Here is a 26,871-nt window from a genome sequence, read left to right on the forward strand (position 1 = left end):
ACACCCACCCGCCCACCCCCCCCGGAGCCCCCCCGCGCCCGCCCCCGCCCCCCCCCCCCCCCCCCCGCCCCCCCGCGCCCCCCCCCCCCCGACGAGAGCCTGCGGTGGAACACGCGGTGTGCCGCGCACGCGAGGCGCAAGGACGTGACCTACGGCGAGGCGTTCAGGACATTGCGCGGGGCGACCCTCCAGGTGCGCGGTATCGCGCGGACGTTGGCCGACAACGCCCATGACCACCACACGGACCACCATCTGGGGCAGCAGTTCCTCGACCGCTACGCCGAGACCCTGGGCCTGGCCGGGGCAGCCGTCCAGGAGTTCGTCGACCCCGGTGCGGCGACCGGCTCGCCGAGCGCGACCCGGGACCGGCTGCGCGGAGCGCTCGACAGCGTCCTGGACTGGCACGACACCATGACCGACCTGATCGGCCGGGGCACCCTCACCAAACCGGGTGCCTGGTACGTCTACGGCTCGCTCATGACGGACGTGGAAAGACTGCTGGCCGATCTGGACTACGCGGACGCGCGCTGAGTTCCGCTACGCCTGCCGGGAGGGAGTTCCGCGGGAGGCGCCGGAAAGGTTCCGCCCGAGGTCGGAGGTGATCCCCACGGCCTTTCCGGAACCGTTACCTGTTTGCCCCGTTGACACTCCGCATCTCCGCTACCTAGTGTCACGCCAACGTTCCGAATGCGTGGCGAAATCTCGAACAGCGAAAGGCAACTTCCCCGCGCGTCAACGGAGTTGGCGCACGCCTGCCGGTACGCCGTGGCGTGGGCCCACCTGCGTCGAGGTGTACGCGGGCACAGGGATCGTCGAGGTCGGCAGGCCCCGGCGGTGCCGCGCCACGCCGACGCACCGAGCGGCACGTCTGCGAGACACGGAGGCTCCTGAGCACGAATCCCGGTAATGCGCCGAGCGACCTGGCCGCCGGTCATCCCGTCGAGATGCCATGGCGGTTCACTTCCGCGGTGATGTGCGCCAGACCTCCGACGACCTCGGTGGCCACGGCCCGATCCGCGAGGTCCCCGAGCCGATCCGCCGCAGCGTGCCGCTCTGTTCGAAGATCAGGCTGCCCAAGTAGCCCACGGATCTTCCCCCACGGCACCCACTTGTGAGACCTGGGCCCGGACGCGGTGCGGTCAGTCCGCTCCGTCCGGCCCGAAGCACCTTCCCGCAGTCATCCGATACGCCGTCATCTCCTCAACGACGAGAAGAACAAGGACCGATCATCATGCGCAACCGAAGAGCTGCCCTCGCTGCCCTCGCCGGAGCTGTCTCCGTGGCTCTCACCCTGTCCGCCTGCGGCAAGGACGACAAGGGAAGTCCCGAGGAGGGCACCATCGGCATCGCGATGCCGACGCAGGCCTCCGAGCGCTGGATCGCCGACGGCAAGAACGTCGTCAAGGACCTACAGGCCAAGGGATACAAGACGAAGCTGGTCTACGGCGAGGACGACCCGAAGACCCAGGTCTCGCAGATCCAGGACCTCATCACGCAGGGCGTCAGCGCGCTGATCATCGCGGCCATCGACAACAAGTCGCTGAACAACGTGCTCCAGCAGGCGGCCGCCGCGAAGATCCCCGTGATCTCCTACGACCGGCTCATTCTCGGGACCAAGAACGTCGACTACTACGCCTCCTTCGACAACGAGCAGGTCGGCCGCCTCCAGGCCCGCTACATCGTCGACAAGCTCGGTCTGGAGGACGGCAAGGGGCCGTTCAACATCGAGCTCTTCGCCGGTTCTCCCGACGACAACAACACCAAGTACTTCTTCGACGGCGCGATGCACCTCCTGAAGCCGTACCTCGACAGCAAGCAACTGATCGTCCGGTCCGGTCAGACCGCGCTCGCCGATGTGACCACCCTGCGCTGGGACGGTCCCACCGCCAAGAAGCGCATGGACGACGTCCTCGCCACGTCGTACGGGACCAAGACTGTCGACGCGGTCCTGTCGCCGTACGACGGCATCTCCATCGGTGTCCTGACGGCGCTGAAGGCGCACGGCTACGGTTCCACCGCCAAGCCGCTGCCGGTCATCACCGGCCAGGACGCCGAACTCGCCTCGGTGAAGTCGATCATCGCGGGCGGCCAGTCGCAGACCGTCTACAAGGACACCCGTGAGCTGGCGGACGTCACGGCGACCATGGTCGACGCCGTGCTCACCGACCAGCAGGTGAGGGTCAACGACACCCGCACGTACGAGAACGGGGCCAAGGCCGTGCCGGCCTATCTGCTGCAGCCGAAGAGCGTCGACAAGTCCAACTACGAGATCGCCCTGGTCGCGACCGGCTACTACACCGACGCCGAGCTCAAGTAGCCGCACGGAGGCGGCGTCACCCCGCTCGGGCCGGGGCTCCGACCGACGTCTCGCTGCCGGGAGTTGAGGTGAAGGTGCCGGAGATTCCCCGTCGCCATCGCACTCCGGTGCCCGGACGTGCAGGCCGAGGCCCCGCGCCCGCCGTTCTCCCGGCGCCGCCTTCGCACGCGACGGGTCCGGCCGCCCCACGGTGGGACAGCCGGACCCGTCGCGCGTGGCGAGCCGTTCTACGGCGCGGAGATCTCGGCGGTGAGACGGCCGGTCCAGGGGCACCAGTAGAGGCCGGGGAGGAAGGCGCCGCCGGCCTCGTCCAAGTGGTCCTCGACATAGGGGATGGTGGAGTCGCAGACCTCGATGGCTGCGTCCGCGAAGCTGACGGTGTCGGGGTTGTAGTGGAAGTCCCACTGGGGGTTGTAGCGGGCCTGGGTCTTGATGATCCTGCCGATGACGATCTTGCGGTCCCCGTGCTTGACGATGTCACGGGCTTCCTGGATCAGGGCCGGCCTGGTGATCTCGACGACGAAGTTGTGGCCGGTGACGTCGCGCAGGTTGAAGTACGCGGCGTCGGTGGCGGCACCGGCCGGTCCGGCCTGGCCGACGGTCAGGGCGAGCAGCGTGGTGGCCGCGAGGGTGCAGATCCGGGAAGTGATGCGTCGCATGAAGGCAGCTCCGTGCCTAGGGCCGTGATCATCACGGCCGGTCGTGACTGAATGTAGCCGCTTCGTCACTCAAGGTGAACAATCCAGGGTGATCGGGTTTCCCGAGTCCGGTCGCCCCCACCTCACCGTTCGATGCGACGCGACGCGATGTGACGTGGTGGGGTCTCGGAGGGGGCAGAGCGGTTTCGTGGGGCCGGCGGCCCGCCGGTGCCGGCGGGGTCCGGTCGACCGGCGCGGACCGCGGGACGCCACGGCCTCCCGTCACCCGTCCACGCGGTCGGCGTCCACCTCGCGTACGAGGTCGAGCGCCCTTCCCAGAGTGGTGAGCCGGGCGTCGAGCGACTCGCCCGCGGGGTAGAAGCGGACGGTGTCGACACCGGCGGCACGCCAGACGCGGAGCCGCTCCCGCACCATGTCCTCCGTGCCGATCAGTGTCGTACCGAGCACCATCTCGTCCGTGACGAGACCCGCCGCCCCGTCCCGGTCCCCGGCCTGCCAGCGCTCCTGGACCTCGGTGGCGATCTCCGCCCAACCCTGCCTGCTGTAGGCGTCGTTGTAGAAGTTCGTGGTCGCGGAGCCCATCCCGCCCAGACTGAAGGCGAGTTCCTTCTTCCGGCCGGCCACCATCGCGCGCAGCGCGTCCTCGTCCTCGGCGAAGGCCACTTCGGCACCTTGGCAGACGTCGAGACTGGAACGCGTACGTCCGCCGGCGGCGAGGCCCGCGTCCAGGTGGTCGAAGTAGGCCGCATTGGCGCCCTCCGGCACGAAACTCGTGCCCAGCCAGCCGTCCGCCACCTCCCCGGTGAGTCTCAGCATCTTGGGGGACAGGGTGGCCAGGTAGACGGGCAGGTCGTACTCGGCACGCATCGACATCCGCATGGGCCGGCCCTGGCCGCCCGGCAGCGGAATCGTGAACTCCCGTCCCTCGTAAGCGATCTTCTCGCCCGCGACGGCCTGCCGCACGATGTCCACGGTCTCCCGCATCCGTGACAGCGGGCGCGCGAACGGTACGCCGTGCAGTCCCTCGATCACCTGGGGGCCGGAGGAGCCGAGCCCGAGGAGGAAGCGTCCCTCGGAGATGACGGACAGTGTGATGGCCGCGCGGGCGATGGCGGTCGGGGTGCGGGTCGCGAGCTGGATGATCCCGGAGCCGAGCAGCATCCGCTCGGTCCGCGCGGCCAGATAGCCGAGAGGGGAGGGGGCTTCGGAACCCCAGGCCTCCGCCACCCAGCAGATGTCCATCCCGAGCTTCTCGGCCTCCACCACGAAGTCGACGGTCTCGCTCCAGCGGCCCGTCGAGGCCTCGATCGTCGTAGCTGAACGCATCACGCACCGGACCCTTCCGCGTCCTCGGCCAGCTGCCTGATGGCATCGACCGTGCCGACCATGCTCCGCTCGAACTCCCGCAGCCGTACGAACACGATCTTCTGCTCCTTGTCCGGCATCCGGTCGATCGCGAAGGAAAGCCCCGAACGGCCGGGGCCCATCTGCATCCACTGGGTCAGTTCGGTACCGGCGTCCGTGGCCGCGAGGGTGAATCGCCAGACAGCGCTGGGGAGTTGTGGATCCGCGACCGCCCAGGCGAACACCTGGTCCTCCTCGCACTCCACGACGTACGAGGTCGTCTCCCACTCGCCGAGCGACTCGTGCCTGCTCCGGCCGACGAACCGGGCGCCGACCGCGGGAGCCGTGACCTCGTCGAGCCAGTGGACCGACTGCAGTTCGGCGCTGAGCGTCGGCATGAGATGGATGTCCGAGACCAGCTCCCACACCCGCCGGGGCGGTGCGTCGATCCGGATTCGTGCCTCGACCGTCGGTCCGTCCGCGTAGCGCGCGCCCGTCCACTCCATGGCTCGCTCGGCCTTCCTCTCGATTCCGCCCGAAACCGCCTCTGGAGCGGCTCTGAGCTTGAGAGTTGCGTAGATGAACTCACCTGTCAAGGAAGAGCGACCCCGGCCTGCGGGGTGGGAGACGGGGCACCGGGGGTGGTCGGGTGCGGGTGGTCGGGCGAGGGTCAGGCCGTGAAGCGCTGCCGGATGGCGGGGCGTTCGGCGAGGTGCCGGGGGTATCCGGGGCCGAGACGGGGGTGGGTGTCCTCCGCGGTCATGGGTTCCCCGCAGTCGGCGCAGACCACCTCGGCGGCGCTCTCGTGCCCGCAGCGGTCGTGGTGGAAGACGACCGGTGGTCCCTGCTCACCGCTGAGCCAGCGGTTGCCCCAGCTGTTCATGGCCGCCAGCACACCGAAGAAGTCGCGGCCCATGTCGGTGAGGACGTAGTCGTAGCGCACCGGTTCCTGCTGGTAGGCCCTCTTCTCCAGGAGGCCTTCGTCCACCAGTCGCCGGAGCCGGGCGGTCAGGGTGTTGCGGGCGATACCCAGCTCCTGCTGGAAATCGTCGAACCGCTTGATCCCGTAGAACGCCTCCCGGAGGACCAGCGGCGTCCACCAGTCGCCCAGCAGATCCATCGTGCGCGCGATGGAACACGGCCAGTTCGCAAAAGAAGTCCGCCTCATGCGCCCAGCATACGAGGGTCTCATGACAGGACCCAGCAGCTCGGAAGGGGATGGCCGGGCGGAGGTCACGGCCGTCGTCGCCGGGCCGGGCCGAGCACGTCCGCGGTCACCGCGCCCGGCGGTCCGGCCCGTGCGACGGCTCTGCCGCCCGCCGGTGCGAACGAGCGGCGGCCTGCCTGCGGTGGGCGGCGCGGACACCGGCTTCTGCGGCCGTGGTCACCGGACGCAGGCGGTGCGGCTGACCCACTGGGCCAGTGTGAGTCGCCTGGCCACCGCCGCCCGGGCCGGATTGCGTCGGCGGATCGGCACGTGCCCGCACTCGCGACGGTCGGCGAAGCGCGTCCGCCGGTTCGCGTCCCGTTCGCAGACCAGGGCCTCGCGCAGGAGGGACAGGTGGGCCGGCACGGCCGCGAGACGGTCGTACTCGTCGCGGCAGGGGCCGCCGCAGGCGGTCACGTGGGCGGCGACCGCGCTGGCGTCGGCCGGTGCGAGGGCCTGGAGTGCGTGCCCGGCGAGGAGGTCACGGATCGTGCCGCATTCCTTGGTCGAGGTGAGCATGATCGGGTGTCCTATCTGTGCTGGGTGGTGTGCCGCTCCGTGCGAGAGGCTCGCCACCTGGGGGTTCACGCTCCTACTTTCGCCCACGGAGGGGGCCCGGCACATCGTCCCCACGCAGCGAATCCCGGCTACCACGGGCGTGGTAGCCGGGATGGCGGGCTACGGCCGGTGCAGACGCGCCCTGGCAAGCCGTTCGCAGGGTGTGCCCTCATCGCAGGGCTGGGTCCGCCGTCGCCGTCGCCGTCGCCGTCGCCGTCGGAGCGGCGGGCGGGCGAGCAGGCAGGCAGGCGGGTGGGCGAGCGGGCAGACGGGTGGGTGGACGTGCTGTGGGCATGCGTGCGTCAGGGGGCGGCACTGTTCCTGGAGCGGTCGTCAGGCGGACCTGTGTCCGGAGAGCCGGTGAGGCAGCGAGCCGTCACGCGGTACCCGTCAAGAGGCCGGCTGTGTCGCCGGGCCCACCAGCCCGCACTGGTAGGCGATGACCACGAGCTGCGCCCGGTCACGAGCGGCCAGCTTGGTCATGGCCCGGTTGACATGGGTCTTGGCCGTCAGCGGGCTGACGAACAGGCGACCCGCGATCTCGTCGTTGGACAGGCCGAGCGCGACCAGTCCGACGACATCGCGTTCCCGCGGGGTCAGGTCCTCCAGCCGTTCGTGGACGGCGCTCGGGCACGGGTCCGGCTGAGCCAGGAACCGTCCGATCAACGCCCGGGTCGCCGACGGGGAGAGCAGTGCCTCGCCGTCCGCGACCGTACGGACCGCCTCGATGAGCTCCTCCGGCCGGGCACCCTTGCCGAGGAAGCCGCTCGCCCCCGCACGCAGCGCGTCGGTGACGTGCTCGTCGTCCTCGAAGGTGGTCAGGATGAGCACCTTGACCCCTGCCAGGTCCTCCGACTCGCAGATGATCCGTGTCGCGTCGATGCCGTCCATGACCGGCATGCGGATGTCCATCAGGACGACGTCGGGGTGCTGCGCACGCGCCAGTTCCACGGCCTCGCGGCCGTTGGCAGCCTCACCCACCGTCTCCATGTCGTCGGTCGAGTCGAACAGCATCCGGAAGGTGCCGCGGAGCAGCGCCTGGTCGTCGGCGAGCAGTACACGGATCGTCATCGCCATTCCTCCGACGGGTCGTCCACTGCCGGGCCCGGTCGCAACGGCAGTTCGGCGGTCACGCTGAAGCCGCCCTCGGGGCGCGCTCCCGCGTGCAGCCTGCCGCCGACGGTGGCGGCGCGCTCGCGCATGCCGATCAGTCCGTGACCGGCCCCCGGCTGGGGATCGTGGGGTCCCGCGCTGCCGTCGTCCTCGACCGTGATCGTCAGACAGGCGGGGTCGTAGTGCAGGAACACCCGGGCGTGATCCGCCCCGGAGTGTTTGCGCACGTTGGTCAGGGACTCCTGGACGATGCGATACGCGGCCAGGTCGACCGACGGTTCCAGCGGTTCGGCGTCGCCCTGCCGCGTGTGCTTCACCGCCAGTCCGGCCCGTTCGAACGAGGACAGGAGGGCCGGCACCTGCGCCAGGCCCGGCAGGGGATCGCGGGGCACCGGGTCGTCCGACTGCCGCAGCAAGCCCACGGTGACGCGTAGTTCGTCCAGGGCCGAACGACTGGCGTCCCGGATCTCCTCCAGGGCCGCGAGGATCCGTTCGGGACGCCGCTCCAGGAGGTGGGCGGCGACTCCTGCCTGCGCGTTGATCAGGGCGATGTGGTGGGCGACGATGTCGTGCAGCTCGCGGGCGATCCTGACGCGCTCGGCCGCCACCCGGTGCTGCGCCTCCTGCTCGCGGGTGCGCTCGGCGTGCTCCGCGCGTTCCTCCACCGCCGCCACATACGCGCGGCGTGAACGGACCCCGTCACCGACGGCGGCCGGCAGAGCCATCCAGGCCAGCGTCGCCGCCTTGTCCGGGTCCAGCCACGATCTCGACCCCCAGACGACGGCCGCCCCCACCAGGACGGCGGCCGAGGTGGAGGCCGCGACGCAGGCGGTGCGCCGGTCGGTCATCAGGGCCACGGTGTAGACGGACACCAGTACCGGACTCGTCACCACGGGACTCTCCCGGAATCCGAGCATCTGGAAGACGACTCCGCAGCAGACCGTGAGGGCCAGTACGCCGAAGGGGTGGCGGCGCCTGCACACCAGGGCGGAACAGCCGATGGCCGCCAGCAGCACGGCGGGCCAGCGCACCAGGAACGCGTGCTTGTGCGGTTCGATCGACGAGGCGACGACGGACAGTACGAACAGGGCCGCCGCACCTAGAGCGTCGCCCGCGGACACCAGGGAGCCCCCTGCCCGTCTCCAACCGATGATCGCCGCCATGCCACCACCGTAGGGTTCGCGGCCGGATCGGGCATTGTCTCGCTGGGCCAACAGCGCCGGGGCGAGCCCGGGCGACGGCGGGGCGGGCGGATGGTGGGGGGCGGGTGAATGGCGCGGCGGGTGCATGAGGCGGCGAACGGCGGGGTCACCCCACGGACGTCGGGCGCCTTGTTTGTGCCGCGCGGTGGAATCTGATCTGCTGCGCTCTGGAGTGCCTTGGGGAGAGGGAGGGGCCATGACGGCCACCGATGGTGAACGCCGACCCGCCGGCGAGCTCGAGGCGAGCGTCCTCGCGGCGTTGTGGGCGGCCGGGAAGCCGCAGTCGGCGGCTCAGGTGCGGTCCGCGATGCCGCAGCCGCTGGCCCGTACGACGGTGGCGACGCTGTTGGCCCGGCTCCATGAGAAGGGGGTTGTCGGCCGCAGTCCCGGCACGCGGGGCTTCGTCTACTTCCCCGTGGAGGACTCCCATGGGCTGACCGCCCGTCGTATGCACCGCGCACTCGACCAGGACGGTGACCGAAGCACGGTGCTGGCCCGGTTCGTCGAGGGACTCAGCCCTGAGGACGAGACGGAACTGAGGCGCCTTCTGGGAGAGAGCGGAGAGAGCGGAGAGGGCGGGCAGTGAACGTCCCGCTCCGCGCTTCCGCCGGAACTCCCGGCTGAACCGGCCGTCCGACGGGGAACCCGCGCCGCTCGTGCGCACCGGTCGGTGGTGCCGCCGTCGCGTCCCCGCTCGCCGGGCGGTCCCGCCGCATTCCCGGACCGTCGCACCCCCGCACGTGTATCGAGCTCCCGCACAGTGGCGTACCCCGGCGACCGAACTGCCGGAAGCACCACCCCGATTGACGGTGAGTGGCACGGGGTCCGCGCCGCCTCGACCAGGGCGCCTTAGGTAAACCTTCCCTTAGTGTCTACAGTTCTGTAGACTCCGGCGCCGGGCCTTCCGCCCCGCCTGCCCCCTTGCGCGAAACGAGGCACAGCCATGCCCATGAGACCTCACCACATGCTGGCCGCGGCCACCGCCGTGGCGGCCGCGACCTCTCTCGCGGGCTGCACGCAGAAAGCCGCGGGAGGTGACGGCGCGCTCCGGGTGACGGCCTCGGACTCGTCCTGCGAGGTCTCCAGGACCGAGTTCCCGGCGGGGCATCTCACCCTGGACGTCACCAACAAGGGCACCAAGGTCACCGAGGTCTACGTGTTGTTCCCGGACGACCGGATCGCCGCGGAACGGGAGAACATCGGGCCCGGCACCACGACCTCGATCACGGCCGAGATCAAGGCCGGCGCCTACGCGATCGCCTGCAAGCCGGGGATGAAGGGCGACGGCATCCGGCAGAAGGTGACGGTCACCGGTGCGAACGCGGCCGCGAAGCGCAGTCCCGCGGCCGACGCGGCGGTCGCCGCCTATCGCGGTTACGTCCTGGGACAGGCGCAGGAGACCCTCCCGAAGGCCCGGGCGTTCGCCGACGCGGTCAGGGCGGGCGACCTGGCGAGCGCCAAGAAGCTGTACGCACCCTCACGCATCGGCTGGGAACGCACCGAACCCGTCGCGGAGTCCTTCGGCGACATCGACCCCAAGGTCGACATCCGTGAGGACGGTCTGGGGGCCGGTCAGGACCCGGCCAAGGACTGGACCGGCTGGCACCGGCTGGAGAAGGCGCTGTGGCAGGACGGCCGGATCGGTGACCGGGAGAAGCAGCTCGCCGACCGGCTGATGACGGACCTGAACGCCTGGGTGCAGAAGGTCGGCCAGGCGGAGATCACGCCCACCTCGATGGCGAACGGCGCCAAGAGCCTGCTGGACGAGGTCGCCCGGAACAAGGTCACAGGGGAGGAGGAGCGGTACTCCCACACCGACCTGGTCGACTTCAAGGGCAACCTGGAGGGCGCCCAGAAGTCCTACGACCTCCTCAAGCCCGTCGCGGCGAAGAACGACCCGCGGCTGACCGGGCAGCTGGACACCCAGTTCGACGCCCTGAACACGTTGCTCGACAAGTACCGCACCACCAAGGGCGGTGACGAGTTCACCTCGTACGACAAGGTCGGCCGCCAGCAGCGCAAGGACCTCTCGGACGCGGTGAACGCGCTGGCCGAACCGCTGTCCAAGCTCGCCGCCGCCGTCGTCAAGTAGCCCGGAAGGACACGTCCACCCATGTTCGGCAACTACCTCATCGGACTGCGCGAGGGCCTCGAAGCCAGTCTGGTCGTCTGCATCCTCGTCGCCTATCTCGTCAAGACCGGCAACCGGCGTCAGCTCCGGCCCGTGTGGGCCGGTGTCGGCCTGGCGGTCGCCCTCTCCCTGGCCTTCGGCGCCCTCCTGCAGTTCGGCTCCTCCACCCTCACCTTCCAGGCCAAGGAGGCGCTCGGGGGCACGCTGTCCATCCTGTCCGTCGCCCTGGTCACCTGGATGGTCTTCTGGATGCGGCGCACCGCACGCCATCTGAAGAGCGAACTCCAGGGCAAGCTGGACGCCGCACTGGCCGTCGGCACCGGCGCGCTCGTGGTCACCTCGTTCTTCGCCGTCGGCCGGGAGGGCCTGGAGACGTCGCTGTTCGTCTGGACCGCCGTGCAGGCCACCGACGACGGGATCCGTCCGCTCGTCGGCGCGCTTCTGGGCCTTGCCACCTCCGCCGTGCTCGGCTGGCTCTTCTACAAGGGCGCCCTGCGCATCAACCTGGCGAAGTTCTTCCGCTGGACCGGCGCCATGCTCGTCGTGGTCGCCGCGGGCGTCCTCGCGTACGGCATCCACGACCTGCAGGAGGCCGACTTCCTGCCCGGCCTGCGCCATCTCGCCTTCGACATCGGCACCACCGTGCCCCCGGACTCCTGGTACGGCACCCTGCTGAAGGGCGTGTTCAACTTCCAGCCCGACCCGACCGTCATCCAGGTGACCGTCTGGGCCGTCTACGTCGTCCCGGTCATGGGACTCTTCCTCGCCCCGCAGCGCGCGCCGCGCGTCCCCGAGCCGCGGAAGGGGGCAGCACCCGCTCAGGCCGGCCAGGGCACCGGGACTCCGTCATGAGCGGCAGCTGAGCGGCACTTGAGCAGGGCGATCCGGGCCGTGCGGGTCAGGCGAAGTCCTCCGAGGCGTCGACGCCACAGACCCGCAACAGCTCGATCACATGGCGGTCCAGTTCCTCGCCGACCTGCGTGACCTCCGGAATGCCGAGACTGCCGAACTCGTCGCTCGGCCGGTGCATCGTGAACACCGCGTTGCCGTCCTCGTCGCTGTGGACCAGCATCCGCAGCGGCGCGTACAGCAGCGCCCTCGGATCGTGACGGAACATGCTCTCGGCGATGACGTGATTGCCGGTCAGGTACTCCATCGACCTGACGCTGTGTCCCGCGGTCTTGAGCGCCTGGGTGCCGTTGAGCCGGAAGTAGCGGACCAGGTGGTGCGGCGCGTTCTCGGCCATCGCGGCACGGACGTCGTCCCATGTGCCCCCGGTCTCCTCGATGAGCTCGTACGCCCATCGGTCGACCGGTGGCGCCGCCTTCTCCAGCGCGGTCACGAATTCGTCGTACGGGATTCCGGTACGGACGTCCACGCGCACTACGGTGTGGCTCTGACGGGGCATGCGGAGACTCCTTCTTTCGTGATCGACACATGGACGACGGTCATTCGGGGTGCGCGGCGACCGCTGGCTCCACTCCGGGCCGGTGGTCCCTCCGAAGGCAGAAGACCGTCGTGGAGACGAGGGCCCAGCCGGTGAGGACCAGGAACGGGAAGGCGTGCAGATATCCGGGGAAGTAGACCTCGGTGTGGATCGCCCCGATCGCCGCGCCCGTCGGCAGCCAACGGCCCACCAGGCCCAGGAACGTGGGGAGCAGCGGCCAGGAGACCGCGCCGCCGGAGGAGGGGTTCCCGATCAGCACCATCAGGCCCCATGTCGGGATGAGGGCCCACCGTCCGACCAGGACAAGAAACATGAGGAACACCGCGCTGGCCGCGTACATCGTCAGGGCCAGCGTCAGCCAGACCGGTGCGAAAGGCAGGTCGAGCGCACCGAGACCCCAGTCCACGACCGCCACGATGGCGAACGCCCCCAGCAGGGAGTAGGCGACGGTGAACGCGATGCGCGCACCGGCGCCGAGTTCCCTCGCGTGCACACTGAGCTGGATCCCGCCCACGAAACTGACCACCACGGCTGCCAGCGAGATGTAGAAGATCGCCAGACCGCGAGGGTCGCCCCGCTGGTTCGGCTTGATGTCCCGCACCACGACGTCCTTTCCCACGGCCTTTCCGACCGTCTGCGCCGCCTGTTCGACCACCTGAGCCACCGACGCGCCCGACGCGGACGAGACGTCCACCGTGACCGTGCGCTCCTGGCGCACGTCGAAGATCGCGAAGACCGCCTGTTTCTCGGCAGCCTCCCTGGCCTGCGCGTAACCGGGGTACCTGTGGACCATCAACGAGCCGTCCAGAGCGGACTCCATACCGGTCAGAAAGGCGCCGTGGGCCGCGCCCGGCGGGCCGATCACCGCGGTCGGAACCCGGTGCGGTGTCGGGTTGGCGAAGGCGTACGTGTAGGACCACGCGAAGATGCCCGCCACCGTCGAGACCAGGAGCACGATCACCGTCGCGGGCAGGAAAGGGGAACGCGCGAAGGACCTCCACCGCTTCGCCCACGCCGGCCGTCGGTGGGCCTCGTGGGCGGGGTCGCCCCGCGCGTCCGGCTCTGCCATGGCGTTGACGCTAGGTGGGACGGCCTGGCCGCGCATCCGGAAGGAGGCCTTGTGGAAGAGGTCCGCGGCGCCCCGGTCCATCAGGCGGTGTGCTCCCGCCATCCCTTCGTGGGCACGGCCGACGGAAAGGCCGGCCCGGGCGAGTGAGGGGACTCCGCGGGTCCCGGCCCCTCGCGCTGCGGGGCCGGTCCCGGGCGGAGGGCACCGCCGGGGGAGACGGGCCGCGTCACGCACTGACCACCCTGACCTCGGCAGGGCCGACCCGCATCTTGTGTCCGTCCTCCGGGGGACCACGGGTGCGTGCGCCAGTCACGGCCCTTCGGGGCCACGGCCGTTACGGGGCCACGGCCGCCACGGGCCGTGCGTGTCGAGGGCCGGGCCCACGGCGGCACGGGGCCCGACGGTGGTCCCTCAGGCCTACCCCGCGCCACGCGGAGTCAGAGATCCCGGCGTTCGCCGTCCGACACGAACCGCGCGGCCGTGTCCGGCAGTCCGACGTCGTGGCCCTCCGCACACCGCACCACGGCGCCGACCGGGCTGCCGCAGCCGGCGTGGACGAGTTCGACGCCCCCCTCGTTGCCGAGGCGCGCTCCCCACTGCATCAGGGCGACGAACACGGGGAAGAGCGACCTGCCCAGCTCGGTGAGGACGTATTCGTACCTGGTCCGCTGGCCGGGCTCCCGGTAGGGATGCCGTTGGAGCAGGCCCGCGTCGACGAGGCGTTTGAGCCGCTGGGAGGTGACGGCTTCGGTCAGACCGGTGTGCCGTGCGAGTTCGTCGAAGCGCCGTGCGCCGTAGTAGATCTCGCGCAGCAGGATCATCGCGGACCGGGTGCCGACCAGTTCCAGGGCGTGTTCCATGTGGCACCAGCCGGCCACGCTGTCGTCGTAGTCGGAGAATCGGCCGGTCCTGGTGATCACCGGCCCGACACCGGTCTCGGGCGTCCCGCTGGACTCCGTCATGTCCTCACGCTCTCCCTGACTACGCATGTGCATAGTCAGCCTGGTATCTTCTGGCTATGGTTTCCACTAGTCAGCCTAGCATCCGTGCTGCTCAGACCTCTGCGACCGCCCTCCCGGACAGGCGGAGGTGGTGGGCTCTCCTGGTCCTCTGCCTGGGCGTGATGATGGTCTTCGTCAACGTGTCCTCGACGATCTCGGCGCTCTCGCCCCTCCAGGACGACCTGCACCTCTCGGCGAGCACCACGGTCTGGGTGAGCAGTGCCTTCAGCCTCGCCCTGGTGAGTCTGGTGCTGTCGGCCGGCACCCTGAGCGACATCTTCGGGCGGCGGCGGACCCTTCTGTCGGGCGTCACGCTCTTCACGGTCGGCAGCCTGATCGCCTTCCTGGCGGGCAACGCCGGCCTGCTCATCGCGGCCCAGGCGTTGATGGGAGTCGGCGCGGCGGCCGTCCTCCCCGCCAGCCTGGCGATCGTGAGCCACACGTTCACCGAGCCCCACGAACGCACCGGTGCCATCAGCGTCTGGGCGAGCTGCGCGGGCCTCGGGCTGGCGGTCGGACCGCTGGTGGCGGGCGTACTGCTCGACCGGGTGTCGTGGCACGCCGTCTTCCTCACCAACGTGGTCATCGGCGTGCTCACCCTGATCCTCACCCCGCTGCTGGTGACCGAGAGCAAGCACCCGACACGCCGGTTCGACCCGGCGGGCGTCGTGCTCGGCACCCTCGCCGTCGCGTCGGCGACGTACGCGATCATCCAGGGTGGCTCCACCGGTTACGGCAGCCCCGTCATCATCGCCGCGTACGCGGTCTTCGTCGTCTCGCTGGCGGCCTTCGTCCGGGTCGAACTCCGCCACGACGACCCCATGTTGCAGCTGCGGCTGTTCAAGAACGCCTCGTTCACGACCGTGATGGGCATCAGCGCCGTCACCATGTTCGGCTTCGTCGGCATCTCGCTCCTCGCCGTCCTGCACCTGGAGCGGGTCGCCCACGACAACGCCCTGACGACGGGCGTGAAGCTGCTCCCGATGTTCGCCACCTACATCGTCGTCAGCGCGGTCGCCGGCCGCCTGGTCCGCAGGATCGGCATCGCCGCCACGCTCACCACCGGCCTCGTCCTCATGGGCGCCGGTGCCTTCGCACTCCTGGCGGCCGGACCCCTCAGCGGGTACGGGGCCATGTGGCCCGGTCTGTTCATCGCCGGCGCCGGTTCGGCCGTCCTGGTGGCGCCGGCGACCGCCGCGGCCGTCAACAGCGTGCCCCCGCTCCAGGCCGGCATGGCGGCCGCGTCGGTCAACATGTTCCGCCAGCTCGGCAGCGTGCTCGGCCCCAGCGTGCTGGGCACCCTGGTCACCACCCGCTTCCCGGAGTACCTGCACGACCGGCTGACCGCGTCCGGCGTCCCGGCCGGCCGTGTCGACGGCGTGGTCGCGGGAATCACCCACGGCGGCACGAGCGGCTCCGCGTCCTCGCAGGCGCACGCGATCTCCGTCGCCGTCCCGCAGGCCTTCAGCGAAGCCCTGCACCTGGGCTGGCTGGTCGCCGGGATCGTGCTCCTCGTGATGGCCGTCCCGACGGTGTGGCTCCTGCGCCGCCCCTCGGCGGCGTAGCCCGACGAACCCTCGGAACGCAGGATCGACCGCTCACCAGGCCGCTGCCGACGGGGCCGACATGTCAGCCAGGTCAGCCAGGTCAGCCAGGTCAGCCAGGTCGGCCATGTCCGCGGTGTCGCGCGAGCGGCCCGGTGTAGTGACGGATCCAGTCCACGAGGGCCGTGACCCGGGCGAAGTAGTTCTCCTGGCCCTCCGCTCCGCACGGATGATCGCCGACCATGCCGCTGGCGATACCGACGAGGGTGAACCCACCCCGGCCGTCGCGGTGCATCAGGGGCGCTCCGCTGTCGCCGTAACAGGTGGCCCTGTGGTTCCGGATGAGCGTGCACAGGTGCACCTTGCGTGCGAACCCCTCGTGGAAACACCGGCCGCTCTCCGCCTGGTCCGTCTCCAGCAGCGTGTCCGAGGCGGGACCGTCCTCACGGGTGTGGCCCCAGCCGGCGACCACGAGCGGCCCCGGATACGACGTGGTCCGGGAGGAAGACGGCAGCCTCAGGGGCGCGACGGTGCGACCGAACCGCACCGGCGGGTCCAGCCGCAGGAGCGCCGCGTCGTAACGGAGCCGGCCGCCGGTCGCGTACCGCGGGTGTCTGATCACGCGGACGACCCGGAGCGAGCCGTCCGTCCCCGTCCGGAGCGCGGTCGTGCCCAGGACCACCATGATCTCCGGACTGTCGACGCAGTGGCCGGCGGTGAGGACCCAACTCCCGCTCACCAGCGTGCCGGTGCAAAGGCCCTGCTGCCGTCCGTCCCGCAGGATCTGGATCTGCGCCATCCAGGGGTACGTGGCCGGTGACGTCACCCGACGGCCGCTGACGATCCCTTCGGCCGCCGCCGGCATGCCGAGCACCAGGGCGAAGGCGGCCACCACGGCGGTCACCGCGCGACGGGAACCCCCCGTCATCCGCCCCGCCCCGAAAGAGCCGTCCACCACGCCCCGAACCGAGTCACGCACCACTCCCCGAGCCGATCGAGCAACGGTCGGTGATCGTAGGGGGCGGTACCCCATTCGTCGGGCAGGCGCGACCGGAGGTGCCTCATCCGGTTCCGGACGGGGAACGCGTGAGCGCGGCGCGGGGCGACGAACCGGTCGTCCCCGATCCGCTTCCGACCGCTGTGCGGCGTCCGTCCGGTCGTCGTGCGGCGTCCGGTCCGGGCCTCTCAGGGGGTGGAGCCGAGGATCTCCAGGGGGCGTGCCCGCCACGTCGCCCAGTCGCCGCTGATGGCGCTCGCCGCGCGCAGCAGCAGGGGCAGGTGATGGTCCACCAGGGTGTCCACCGAGGTCTCGGCGGCGTGGGCGTTGACGTTCACGGCCGCGACGGTCCGGCCTTCGCCGTCACGTACGGGAGCGGCGACCGAGCGGATGCCCGGCGCGAGGTCCTGGTCCGTGACCGCCCAGCCCTTGGCCCGCACGTCACGCAGGACGGCGTGGATCTCCTCCCGGTCCGGGGTCCAGCGCGGGGTGACGCCGGAGCGGCTCGGTTCGGCGAGGGTCTTGTCGAGTTCGTCGTGGGACAGCGTGGCCAGCAGGACCTTGCCGAGCGAGGTCTGCAGGGCGGGGAACCTCGTACCGATGGTGACGCCGAGGGTGACCAGCTTCGGTACGGCGACCCTGGCCACGTAGACGATGTCGGACCCGTCGAGCTGGGCGATCGAGCAGGACTCGTTGGTCTGTTCGACCAGGTCGCGCAGGTGGGGCCGGGCGAGTTCCCAGAGGTTCATCGAACCGACGTACGCGCTTCCGAGGTCCAGTACCCGGGGAGTGAGGGAGAAGCCGCGCTCCTGCGAGCGGACGTAGCCGAGCTGCTCCAGGGTGATGAGGATCCGCCGGGCCGTGGGGCGGGCGAGGCCCGTGGCGCCGGCGATCTCGCTGAGGGTCATCGACTCGCTGCCCGGCCGGAAGCAGCGCAACACGTCCAGCCCCCGGGCGAGGGCCTCGATGAACTCGGGATTTCCGTCTCGGCGCATACGGCCAGGCTAGCCGAGCGGACACCGGTCCGGCATCCACGCATCCTTCTGGTCGGTGCAGAGGTCTTGTTTCGCTCTCAACCATGCGGCACATTGACCGCTGTGCGGACAACCGTCCGCTGGACGTCGGGCAGGCCGGACCAAGGAGGATTCCATGGCCTTCGTGACGGAGGAGAATCTCACCGACCTCGCGGAGAAACGCTGGGCCACCGCCCACTCGCCCCGGCTCGCCGAGCTGACGACGGCGCTGGTGCGGCACCTGCACGCGTTCGCCCGCGAGGTCCGGCTCACCGAGGACGAGTGGATGGCGGCCGTGGAGTGGCTCACGGCGACCGGGCGGATCAGCGACGACAAACGTCAGGAGTTCATCCTCGCCTCCGACGTGCTCGGCCTGAGCACCCTCGTCGTACAGCTCAACCACCGGTTCGCACCGGCCGCGACGCCTGCCACGGTCCTCGGCCCGTTCCACATCGACGGTTCGCCGCCGGCCCCGTACGGCTTCGACATGTCCGACGGAGTCGAGGGCACCCCCCTGTTCGTCACCGGCCGGGTGCTCGGACTCGACGGCACACCGCTGCCGGACGTCGTCCTGGACGTGTGGCAGGCCGACGCGGACGGCACCTACGAGGCACAGCTCGCGGAGGTCGACGAGGCCCGGCTGCGCGCGAAGTACCGGACGCGGTCCGACGGCACGTACTGCGTGCGCACCATCGCGCCGCTCGGCTACGCCATCCCGATGGACGGACCGGTCGGCGCGCTCGTCGGCCGGACCGCCATCAGCCACTTCCGGCCCGCGCACGTCCACTTCCTCATCGACCATCCCGGACACGACCGGCTGATCACCCATCTGTTCCGCAGCGGCTCCCCCTACCTGGACAGTGACGTCGTGTTCGGGACCAAGGACGAACTGGTCGTGGACTTCGTCGAGCACCCGGCCGGCGCCGCCCCGGACGGGAGCACCGTCGACGGGCCTTATCTGCGGGCCGAGTTCGACTTCGTGCTGCAGCCCTCGGCCCCGGACGGAACACGGCCGTGAACCTCGGCCTTCTCCTGCTGCGCCTCCTTCTCGCCGCACTCCTGTGCGGCCACGGCGCCCAGAAACTGTTCGGGCGGTTCGGCGGGGCCGGCCCCGACGGAACCGCCGTCGTCTTCGAACGGTGGGGCTTCGTGCCCGGCCGGCCCATGGTCCTGCTCGCCGGGCTGGCCGAGCTGACCGGAGCGGTGTCACTCGCCGGCGGCCTGCTCACTCCCGGCGGCTGCGCCGTCGTCGTCGGCACGATGACCGTGGCGGCCGTCGCGACCGCACCGAACGGGTTCTGGGCGCAACAGGGCGGCTGCGAGGTCCCCTTCTGGTACGGCGCGACGGCCGCCGTGCTCGGCTTCACCGGTCCGGGGGCGTGGTCCCTGGATCACGCCTTCGGTCTCGACCCGCTGCACGGCCACGGGTGGGGAACCGCCGCGCTCGTGGTCGGCGTGGCCGCCGCCGCGGTACCTCTCGTCCTCCGGTCGCGGGTGCTGCGCACCCGGGCCCAGCAGCACAACGAGGTGACTTCATGACGATCGACACCCCGCGCGCCGACGACTTCGACGCCGGCCGCCCGCTTCTCTTCCGTAACGCCACCGTGCTGTCCATGGATCCCGAGATCGGCCTGCTGGAGGGCGGGGACGTCCTGGTGCGCGGGGAGCGCATCGAGCGTGTCGGGCACGCGCTGACGGCGCCCGAGGACGCGGTCGTGGTGGACGCCACCGGCGGCATCCTGATGCCCGGCATGGTCGACACGCACCGGCACATGTGGCAGACGGCGCTGCGCGGGTTCGGCGCGGACTGGACGCTGTCGCAGTACTTCGTCTTCTACTACCTGAACTGGGGCAAGATCTTCCGCCCCGAGGACATCCACGCGGGCAACCTGCTGTCGGCCGTCGAGGCGCTCGACGGGGGCGTGACCACGACGGTGGACTGGTCGCACGGCCTGCGCACACCCGAGCACGCGGACGCGGCCGTCGAGGCACTGCGGGCCGTCCCGGGCCGCTTCGTCCTGGCCTACGGCAACCTCCTGGGCGCGCCGTGGGAGTGGGCGACGGCCCCGGACATGCGGAGGTTCGTGGACCGTCACTTCTCCGCGCGGGACGACATGCTGGGACTCCAGCTGGCGTTCGACGTCACGGGCGACGCCGCGTTCCCGGAGAAGGCCGCGTTCGAGGCGGCCCGCGAACTCGGCGTGCCGGTCACCACCCACGCCGGGGTCTGGGGCGCGACGGGCGACGACGGCATCCGGCTGATGTGGGACCACGGTTTCATGACCCCCGACGTCACCTATGTGCACTCCTCGACCCTCAGCGAGGACTCCTACCAGCGGATCGCCGCTTCCGGCGGCAGGGTGTCGGTGTCGGCGGAGAGCGAGCAGAACGCCGGTCAGGGATACCCGCCCACCTGGCGGCTGCGTCGGCACGGCATCCCGGTGTCGCTGTCCATGGACACCAGCGTGTGGTTCAGCGGCGACCTCTTCTCCGCGATGCGGGCCACGCTCTCCGCCGACCGCGCCCGCGAACACCTGGAGGCCCACGCGGCCGGCGAGACGGTGGTCCACCACACGCTGCGGGCGCAGGACGTCGTCGAGTGGGCCACCCTCGGCGGCGCGCGGGTCCTCGGCCTCGACGACCGGATCGGCTCGCTGACACCGGGCAAGAAGGCCGACCTCGTCCTGATCAGGAACGACCGCGACCCGGCCATGTTCCCCCTCCTGCACCCCTACGGGCACGTGGTCTACCAGGCCCAGCGGGCCGACGTGGACACCGTCGTCGTCGACGGAAGGGTCGTGAAGTACCGGCACGAGCTCGTCGGCGTCGACCTGCCCAAGGCCCGCGAGGCCGTGGGCGCCACGGTCGGGTACGCCCGCAGGACGCTGGGCGAGAAGGCGTGGCGGGAGGCGTTGGAGCCGGAGATCCCGCGCACCGAACCGGTCTCGAACCCCTACACCTACAGCACGTATCGCGGCGAGGGCGTCGCCGTGCGGCAGGAGGAGTCGTAAGTCATGACCGACGGTGTGCGCGGGCCGCTCGACGGCCTCCTGGTGGCGGACTTCTCACGGGTCCTGGCGGGTCCGTACGCGACGATGCTGCTGGCGGACCTCGGCGCCGACGTGGTCAAGGTCGAGAGCCCGGCGGGGGACGACACCCGTACCTGGACGCCGCCCGTGAGGGACGGGGTGTCGACGTACTACCTGGGTGTCAACCGGGGCAAGCGGTCGGTCGTCCTGGACTTCCGTGACCCGCGGGACGCCCGGCTGGCCGGGGAACTGGCCCGGCGGGCGGACGTGGTGATCGAGAACTTCAAGCCGGGCGGCCTGGCCCGCTACGGCCTCGACCACGCCTCGGTGAGCGCCGTGAACCCTGGCGTGGTGTACGCCTCGATCAGCGGATTCGGTACGGGCCCGGGGCGGGACGTTCCCGGCTACGACCTGATGGTGCAGGCGATCTCCGGACTGATGAGCCTCACCGGCGACCCCGAAGGACCTGCTTACCGGGCCGGCATCTCGGTGTTCGACGTGATGGCCGGGAACCACGCGGCCATCGGGATCCTCGCCGCACTGCGGCACCGGGACGCCACCGGGCGCGGTCAGCTGGTGGAGGTGAACCTGCTGTCCTCGGCGCTGACCGGGCTGGTCAACCACAGCTCCGCGTACGCCGCCGGCGGGACCGTGCCGTACCGGATGGGCAACGCGCACCCCAGCGTGTTCCCCTACGAGCCGTTGCCGACCGCCGACCGGGACCTGATCGTGGCCGCCGCCAACGACGGACAGTTCCGCAGGCTGTGCGAGGTGCTCGGCATCCCCGGGACCGCCGACGACCCCCGCTTCCTGCACAACGCCGACCGCACCGGGCACCGGGAGGAGCTGCGGCCGATCCTGGTGGAACGGCTGAGGACGCGCGGTGCGCTGGAGTGGTTCGACCTCCTGGTGGCCGCGGGCGTGCCGTGCGGGCCGATCAACACGATCGACGGCGGCTTCGCCATGGCCGAGCGCTTCGGGCTCGACCCGGTGGTCGAGGTCGGCGAGGGGGAGCGGGCGGTGCCCACGACCCGGCACCCGATCCGCTTCTCCGAGACACCGGCCGCCTACCGGCTGCCGCCGCCCGCCCTCGACGAACACGGCGAGGACGTCCGCAAGTGGCTGGAGAGCGGCGAGGACGTACACGAAGGGCTGGAGAGCGCCGAGGACGTACGTGAGCGGCCGGAGAGCGGCGACGGCGTACACGAAGGGCTGGAGAGCGGCGATGCCTGAGTACCCGACAGCGCTCGGCGCCTCCTCCCTGGACCGGATCACCCTGCTCGGCCACGACCTCGCCGAGGAGGTCATGGGCGAGGTCGGCTTCGGCGAGCTGGCGTTCTGGCTCGCGACGCAGCGCCGGCCGGCCAAGGGCGAGATCCGGGTCTTCGAGGCGGTGCTGGCCGCACTCGCCGATCACGGGTTCACGCCGACCGCCATCACGGCGCGGCTGACCCTCCTCTCCGCCCCGGACTCCGTACAGGGAGCACTCGCGGCCGGCCTGCTGGGCGGCGGTTCGCGCTTCCTGGGGGTCACCGAGGACTGCGGAAGGTTCCTGCACGAGGTCCTGGCCGGGGTGGAGGGCGGTCATCCGGCCGACGAGGGGGAGTGGGACGCGCTCGCCCTGACAGCGGTGCGGTCGGCGCGGGAAGCGGGCCGACTCGTCCCGGGGCTGGGACATCACGTGCACAAGCAGGGCGACCCCCGCACCGCACGGCTGTTCCGGATCGCCCACGAGGAAGGGACGGCCGGCCCGCATCTCTCCCTGTTCGCCGCCATCGGCCGTGTCCACCCACAGGTGCTGGGCCGGACGCTGCCGCTCAACGGTGCCGGGGTGTGCGGGGCCGCGCTCGCGGATCTCGGCCTGCCCCTGGAGCTCCTGCGCGCCTTCGCGCTGCTCGCCCGCACCGCCGGACTCATCGGCCAGCTCGCCGAAGAACTGCGCGATCCCGTCGCGAAGGACATCTTCCTGTCCGTGGACCTGAACAACCGATCGGTCCCGCCGCGCCCCTACGAGCGGTAGGGAACCACTCCGCACCACTTGTCACATATAAGTGCTTCTTCCGGTCAATTGCCTGAAAGGTGCGAATGGAGTCGGTTAGCTGACTCCGCCCGTATCTGGACCAGAGCGCGGAGACGGAGTACGGGTCGTCGCGCCCGGCCACTTCCCGTGGCCGCGGCGGCGTCGGAGCGCCGGCTCGCCGCATCCGTACCGCGCTCCACGGCTACCTGAGGACTACGGCGATGACCAGCACGGACATGGTGACGCAAGGTGATCGAACGAGCGCGACCGAGAGGTCGGACTCGGCGATCGCGATGCTCGACGGCCAGGGAACGGTGGTGGGATGGACCCGGGCCGCGGAGCGGCTCGTCGGCTACTCCGCCGGTGACGTGGTGGGCCGGTCCGCGGCACTCGTCCTGCCGTTCTCCGAGAAGGTGTCGACGATCTCGGCCTTCGTCGAGCGCTGCCGTGCCCGGAACGGCTGGTCCGGGACCACGGCGGTGCGTCACCGCGACGGCCGTGTGCTCAATGTCAGCCTGCGGATCTCGATGCTGTGGGGGCCCAACGGGGCGGTCCGGTGGCTCGTCTCCCTGACCGACATCGGCAAGCTGTCCTGGGGCTCGATGAACGAGTCGGTGCGGGACTCGCTCCTCACCCGCACGCCGATCGGTGTCGTCGTGCGCGACCCGGACCTGCGGTGCACCTGGGTGGACGACATCATGGAGCGCCACGACGGCGTCCCCCGCGACCGACGGCTCGGACGTCGCTTCAGCGAGGTGCTGCCCGGTGCCCAGGCCGAGTCACTCGAGACGATGATGCGGCAGGTGCTGAAGACCGGCACCACCAGGGTCCAGGAGTACCGGCTGAGCCTTCCCTCGGATCCGCGCAAGGAACACTCGTTCGCCGTGTCCATCTTCTGTCTCCAGGACGCCGACGGCCAGGTGCTGGGAGTGTGCGTCATCAGCATCGACGTCACGGAGAGCCGCCGGGCGCGCGAGCGCCTCACCATCCTCAGCGAGGCCAGTACCCGTCTCGGCCGCACCCTCGACGTGATGCGGACCAGCCAGGAACTGGCCGACCTCGCCGTGCCCCTGCTGGCCGACTACGTCGCCGTCGACCTGGAGCAGTCGGTCCCCTTCGGCGACGGGCCGCCCGTCCACATCGGTTCGTCGGGCGAGCGCCTCGTCTTCCGGCGTGCCGGTCTGGCCTCGATCCACCGAGGGATCCCGGAATCCCCCTGGGCGCTCGGTGAACGGGTCCTCGTGCCACACGTCTCACCCTTCATGGACGTCCTGCGCACCGGGAGGCCCCACCTGGAGCCGTTCCTCTGCCGCGCTCCGGGCACATGGATCGACGCGGACCCGGCACGGGCGCGGAAGGTCCAGGAGAACGGGATGCACTCCCTGATGGTGGTGCCCATCCGCGCACGGCACGCCCTGCTCGGAGTGGTGCTGTTCATCCGGACCGAGGATCCGGGGCCGTTCCAGGAGGTCGACCTGCTCCTCGCCGAGGAACTCGTCAGCCGTGCGGCGCTGTCGCTGGACAACGCGCGCCAGTACGCTCGCGAGCACACCGCCGCCCTCGCGCTCCAACGCACCCTGCTTCCCCACCGGTTGGGGGGCGGTACGGCGGTCGAGGCGGCCTCGCGCTACCTGCCCGCCGACATGGAGAACGGCGTCGGGGGCGACTGGTTCGACGTGATCCCGCTGTCCGGCGCCCGGGTCGCCCTCGTCGTCGGCGACGTCGTCGGACACGGCATCAACGCCGCCGCGAACATGGGCCGTCTCCGCACGGCCGTCCACACGCTCGCCGACATGGAGCTGCCCCCCGGCGAACTGCTGGCCCACCTCGACGACACGGTCCAGCGCCTGGCCGAGGAGGACGCCGACGCCTCGGACCAGCCTCCCGCGGTCGTGGGCGCCACCTGCCTGTACGCCGTCTACGACCCGGTGACGCGCCTGTGCACCATGGCACGGGCCGGACATCCCCCGCCCGTGATCATCGACCCGCAGGGCGGCGTGACCTTCCCCGACCTTCCCACCGGAACCCCGCTCGGCATGGGGCTGGGTGTCCCCTTCGAGTCCGTGGAGCTGGAACTGCCCGAGGGGAGTCTCCTCGCCCTGTACACGGACGGCCTGGTCGAGACCCGTGACCAGGACATCGACGTGGGGATGCGGCGCCTGGGCGCAGCCCTCGCCCAGCCCGGTCGCTCCCTGGAGGACCTCTGCACCAGCGCGACGGAGACCCTGCCGGGAGCGGCACCGTCGGACGACGTCACCCTCCTGCTCGTCAGGACCCGTTCGCTCAGCCCGGCCCGGGTCGCCTCCTGGACGCTGCCCAGTGACCAGAGTTCGGTCCGCACCGCCCGGCACCTGGCGGCCCGTCAGCTGACGGCCTGGGGCCTCGAACGTCTCGAGGACACCACGAAACTGATCGTCAGTGAACTGGTCACCAACGCCGTTCGCCACGCGGCCGGCCCGGTCGGACTGCGTCTGATCCAGCACCAGGTCCTGACCTGCGAAGTGACCGACGCGAGCCTCTGCTCGCCGCGTCCGCTGCGCGCGGGCTCCGCCGACGAGAACGGCCGGGGCCTCCTCCTGGTCGCCCAGCTGTCCCGCAGATGGGGCTCCCGGTCGGTGCCGGGCGGCAAGGTCGTCTGGGCCGAGGAGGACCTGTCCTGCGTACCCTCACCCGCACGGGTACGTGGTGGGGCGCCCGTACCGGAGGATCGACCGGTACCCGCTTTGGCGCCGCGAGCATCCGGCACAGGCGTCGACGAACAGGAACGACCAGGTGCCTGCCGCGGTCGGGCCGGTCGCACGTGAGTGATCACGGCGAAGGCCGGCGTCCCGCGACCGGCCGCGGTTGTACAAGGTCGTGTTCGGAGGGTCGAACGCCTAGCATGAAGCAGAGGCATCGAAAACATGAGCCCTTGCCCCTGTGTGTGGGATGCGCCGTGAAGGATCCGGAGATCGATTACCAGGGCATCTTCGACGCGTCACCCAGCGCGATGCTGGTGCTCACGCCCGATTTTGTCATCGTGGACGCGAACGCGTCCTACCAGGGCCTGGTGGGACGCGCACGGCACCAGCTCGTCGACCGGTACGTCTTCGACGCCTTCCCGAAGGACCCGGAAGGCCCGGACGGCCTCCAGGCGTCGCTGCGGCGGGTGGTCGAGACCCGCGCCCAGGACGTCGCGGGACCGATGCGCCACGACGTGGAGGACCCGGATCGACCCGGCGTGTTCGAGGAGCGCTACTGGAGCCCGATCAACGCCCCCGTCCTGGACTCCGACGGGAACATCGTCCTGGTCGTGCACCGGCTGGAGGAGATCACCGAGGTCGTGCGCGCGTGCGGCCCGGAATCCGACAAACGGCGCCTGCGGACGCAGTTCGAACTGTACGCGCGATCACGCGAGTTGCAGCAGGTCAACGAACGGCTGCGGCAGGCCAACGCTCGCGAGCGGCAGGTCGCCCTCACGCTCCAGGACGCGATGCTGCCCGCGCCCGAGCGACTCGACCGTCACCAGGCGGCGGTGCGCTATCGACCCGCCGAGGACACGCTCAACGTCTGCGGCGACTGGTACGAGGTGACACAGCTCGCCTGCGGGGACGTCGCCGTCGCGGTCGGTGACGTCGTGGGGCACGGGCTGGCGGCGGCCGGAATCATGGGCCAGTTGCGCAGCGCCCTGAGCGCGGCCATGCGCGTCGTCGACGGGCCCGCCACCGCACTCGACGGTCTGGACATGTACGCGCGTTCCATCGCCGGCGCTCTCGCCAGCACCGCCGTGCAGACCGTCATCGACGAGGGCGACCACCGCATCACCTACAGCTGCGCCGGCCACCCGCCGCCGGCCCTGGCCCACCCGGACGGGACGGTGCAGTTCCTGGACCGGGCGACGGATCCGCCCCTCGGGGCCGGCCGCGAACACAGCCCCCGTACGCAGGCCACGACCACCTACGCCGACGGCGCCGCACTCGTCCTCTACAGCGACGGGCTGATCGAGCGCCGCCGCGAGGACATCGACCAGGGCCTCCAGCGCCTCGCCGACCACCTCGCCCGTCACCACAAGGACGACGCCGAGGACCTGGCGGAAGAGCTGACCACGCTGAGCGTCGCCACCGATGACACGGTCGTGGGGGGGGGGGGGCGCGCGCGGGGGGGGTAGCCCACCCGGCCCGAGGCGCGGGGGTAGCGGCCCCCCCGCCCCCGCGCTGTGACCGGGGGTGCCGGGCGGACGG

26 protein-coding genes are annotated in these 26,871 nt (G+C 70.9%); 14 read left to right on the forward strand and 12 right to left on the reverse strand.

Annotation, left to right across the window (positions count from 1 at the left end; genetic code table 11):
• Positions 1–144 precede the first annotated feature (144 nt).
• From ACFV2J_RS05425 to chvE, 3 genes are all read left to right on the forward strand, one after another.
• Positions 145–531, forward strand: coding sequence for a hypothetical protein (locus tag ACFV2J_RS05425; protein WP_385083069.1), 387 nt, complete (start codon positions 145–147; stop codon positions 529–531).
• Between the two features lie 418 nt (positions 532–949).
• Complete coding sequence (locus ACFV2J_RS05430) at positions 950–1,081, forward strand: hypothetical protein (RefSeq protein WP_385083068.1); 132 nt, start codon at positions 950–952, stop codon at positions 1,079–1,081.
• A gap of 150 nt (positions 1,082–1,231) precedes the next feature.
• Positions 1,232–2,317 carry a multiple monosaccharide ABC transporter substrate-binding protein gene (chvE, locus tag ACFV2J_RS05435; RefSeq protein WP_385083067.1) on the forward strand — a complete coding sequence of 362 codons (1,086 nt, stop codon included), beginning with the start codon at positions 1,232–1,234 and terminating at the stop codon, positions 2,315–2,317.
• 227 nt (positions 2,318–2,544) lie between these two features.
• On the opposite strand, the gene ACFV2J_RS05440 is transcribed toward chvE, so the two are convergent.
• The 7 genes from ACFV2J_RS05440 to ACFV2J_RS05470 all read right to left on the reverse strand — a co-directional run bounded on the left by ACFV2J_RS05440 (position 2,545) and on the right by ACFV2J_RS05470 (position 8,361).
• Positions 2,545–2,976, reverse strand: a complete 432-nt coding sequence (locus ACFV2J_RS05440) for a calmodulin-binding protein (protein WP_385083065.1) — start codon at positions 2,974–2,976, stop codon at positions 2,545–2,547.
• 261 nt (positions 2,977–3,237) lie between these two features.
• Positions 3,238–4,302, reverse strand: a complete 1,065-nt coding sequence (locus ACFV2J_RS05445) for an LLM class flavin-dependent oxidoreductase (RefSeq protein ID WP_385437464.1) — start codon at positions 4,300–4,302, stop codon at positions 3,238–3,240.
• On the reverse strand, positions 4,302–4,826 hold the full coding sequence (locus ACFV2J_RS05450; protein WP_385083064.1) for an SRPBCC family protein: 525 nt from the start codon (positions 4,824–4,826) through the stop codon (positions 4,302–4,304). Before ACFV2J_RS05450 ends, ACFV2J_RS05445 begins: the two co-directional genes overlap by 1 nt.
• Positions 4,827–4,990: 164 nt before the next feature.
• Positions 4,991–5,488: a winged helix-turn-helix transcriptional regulator gene (locus ACFV2J_RS05455; RefSeq protein WP_385083063.1), complete on the reverse strand. Its 498-nt coding sequence runs from the start codon at positions 5,486–5,488 to the stop codon at positions 4,991–4,993.
• A gap of 216 nt (positions 5,489–5,704) precedes the next feature.
• A complete protein-coding gene (locus ACFV2J_RS05460; RefSeq protein ID WP_385089465.1) occupies positions 5,705–6,046 on the reverse strand; it encodes a hypothetical protein in 342 nt (113 codons plus the stop codon).
• A 429-nt stretch (positions 6,047–6,475) separates the two neighbouring features.
• A complete protein-coding gene (locus ACFV2J_RS05465) occupies positions 6,476–7,156 on the reverse strand; it encodes a response regulator (RefSeq protein WP_385089463.1) in 681 nt (226 codons plus the stop codon).
• Positions 7,153–8,361: a sensor histidine kinase gene (locus tag ACFV2J_RS05470; protein ID WP_385089460.1), complete on the reverse strand. Its 1,209-nt coding sequence runs from the start codon at positions 8,359–8,361 to the stop codon at positions 7,153–7,155. Before ACFV2J_RS05470 ends, ACFV2J_RS05465 begins: the two co-directional genes overlap by 4 nt.
• 235 nt (positions 8,362–8,596) lie before the next feature.
• On the opposite strand from ACFV2J_RS05470, the gene ACFV2J_RS05475 reads away from it, so the two are divergent.
• The 3 genes from ACFV2J_RS05475 to efeU all read left to right on the forward strand — a co-directional run bounded on the left by ACFV2J_RS05475 (position 8,597) and on the right by efeU (position 11,383).
• Positions 8,597–8,986, forward strand: coding sequence for a BlaI/MecI/CopY family transcriptional regulator (locus ACFV2J_RS05475; RefSeq protein ID WP_385089457.1), 390 nt, complete (start codon positions 8,597–8,599; stop codon positions 8,984–8,986).
• 363 nt (positions 8,987–9,349) lie between these two features.
• A complete protein-coding gene (gene efeO / locus ACFV2J_RS05480) occupies positions 9,350–10,492 on the forward strand; it encodes an iron uptake system protein EfeO (protein WP_385437466.1) in 1,143 nt (380 codons plus the stop codon).
• A 21-nt stretch (positions 10,493–10,513) separates the two neighbouring features.
• Complete coding sequence (gene efeU / locus ACFV2J_RS05485; protein WP_385089452.1) at positions 10,514–11,383, forward strand: iron uptake transporter permease EfeU; 870 nt, start codon at positions 10,514–10,516, stop codon at positions 11,381–11,383.
• Positions 11,384–11,429: 46 nt separating this feature from the next.
• Here the strand turns inward: efeU and ACFV2J_RS05490 are convergent, their stop codons facing one another.
• The 3 genes from ACFV2J_RS05490 to ACFV2J_RS05500 all read right to left on the reverse strand — a co-directional run bounded on the left by ACFV2J_RS05490 (position 11,430) and on the right by ACFV2J_RS05500 (position 14,009).
• A complete protein-coding gene (locus ACFV2J_RS05490) occupies positions 11,430–11,939 on the reverse strand; it encodes a DUF302 domain-containing protein (protein WP_385089449.1) in 510 nt (169 codons plus the stop codon).
• 40 nt (positions 11,940–11,979) lie between these two features.
• The gene (locus tag ACFV2J_RS05495) at positions 11,980–13,047 is read right to left on the reverse strand and encodes an ABC transporter permease (RefSeq protein ID WP_385089468.1); all 1,068 of its coding nucleotides are present in this window, start codon (positions 13,045–13,047) and stop codon (positions 11,980–11,982) included.
• A gap of 437 nt (positions 13,048–13,484) precedes the next feature.
• Positions 13,485–14,009, reverse strand: a complete 525-nt coding sequence (locus ACFV2J_RS05500) for a winged helix-turn-helix transcriptional regulator (RefSeq protein WP_385089446.1) — start codon at positions 14,007–14,009, stop codon at positions 13,485–13,487.
• Positions 14,010–14,065: 56 nt separating this feature from the next.
• Between ACFV2J_RS05500 and ACFV2J_RS05505 the strand changes: the two genes are divergently transcribed.
• Positions 14,066–15,613, forward strand: coding sequence for an MFS transporter (locus ACFV2J_RS05505; RefSeq protein WP_385089443.1), 1,548 nt, complete (start codon positions 14,066–14,068; stop codon positions 15,611–15,613).
• Between the two features lie 91 nt (positions 15,614–15,704).
• Here the strand turns inward: ACFV2J_RS05505 and ACFV2J_RS05510 are convergent, their stop codons facing one another.
• Both ACFV2J_RS05510 and ACFV2J_RS05515 read right to left on the reverse strand, forming a co-directional pair.
• Entirely contained in the window at positions 15,705–16,496 is a 792-nt protein-coding gene (locus tag ACFV2J_RS05510; protein ID WP_385089440.1) for a S1 family peptidase, read from the reverse strand.
• A gap of 281 nt (positions 16,497–16,777) precedes the next feature.
• Entirely contained in the window at positions 16,778–17,584 is an 807-nt protein-coding gene (locus ACFV2J_RS05515; protein ID WP_385089437.1) for an IclR family transcriptional regulator C-terminal domain-containing protein, read from the reverse strand.
• Positions 17,585–17,738: 154 nt separating this feature from the next.
• Between ACFV2J_RS05515 and ACFV2J_RS05520 the strand changes: the two genes are divergently transcribed.
• The 7 genes from ACFV2J_RS05520 (at position 17,739) to ACFV2J_RS05550 (ending at position 26,798) form a co-directional block, all read left to right on the forward strand.
• A complete protein-coding gene (locus ACFV2J_RS05520) occupies positions 17,739–18,620 on the forward strand; it encodes a dioxygenase (RefSeq protein ID WP_385437427.1) in 882 nt (293 codons plus the stop codon).
• Complete coding sequence (locus ACFV2J_RS05525; protein WP_385437429.1) at positions 18,617–19,141, forward strand: DoxX family protein; 525 nt, start codon at positions 18,617–18,619, stop codon at positions 19,139–19,141. Before ACFV2J_RS05520 ends, ACFV2J_RS05525 begins: the two co-directional genes overlap by 4 nt.
• Positions 19,138–20,613 (forward strand): amidohydrolase family protein, encoded by a 1,476-nt coding sequence (locus ACFV2J_RS05530; protein WP_385093651.1) that lies wholly within the window; start codon positions 19,138–19,140, stop codon positions 20,611–20,613. The genes ACFV2J_RS05525 and ACFV2J_RS05530 overlap by 4 nt, the downstream gene beginning before the upstream one ends.
• A 3-nt stretch (positions 20,614–20,616) precedes the next feature.
• The gene (locus ACFV2J_RS05535) at positions 20,617–21,864 is read left to right on the forward strand and encodes a CaiB/BaiF CoA transferase family protein (RefSeq protein WP_385093648.1); all 1,248 of its coding nucleotides are present in this window, start codon (positions 20,617–20,619) and stop codon (positions 21,862–21,864) included.
• Entirely contained in the window at positions 21,857–22,651 is a 795-nt protein-coding gene (locus ACFV2J_RS05540) for a citryl-CoA lyase (RefSeq protein ID WP_385093645.1), read from the forward strand. Before ACFV2J_RS05535 ends, ACFV2J_RS05540 begins: the two co-directional genes overlap by 8 nt.
• Positions 22,652–22,872: 221 nt before the next feature.
• Positions 22,873–25,455: a SpoIIE family protein phosphatase gene (locus ACFV2J_RS05545; protein WP_385093642.1), complete on the forward strand. Its 2,583-nt coding sequence runs from the start codon at positions 22,873–22,875 to the stop codon at positions 25,453–25,455.
• 131 nt (positions 25,456–25,586) lie between these two features.
• A complete protein-coding gene (locus ACFV2J_RS05550) occupies positions 25,587–26,798 on the forward strand; it encodes a PP2C family protein-serine/threonine phosphatase (protein WP_385437432.1) in 1,212 nt (403 codons plus the stop codon).
• Positions 26,799–26,871 lie beyond the last annotated feature (73 nt).

The sequence above is a fragment of the Streptomyces sp. NPDC059668 genome (genome assembly GCF_042734135.1).
In the GTDB taxonomy this organism is placed as follows: domain Bacteria; phylum Actinomycetota; class Actinomycetes; order Streptomycetales; family Streptomycetaceae; genus Streptomyces.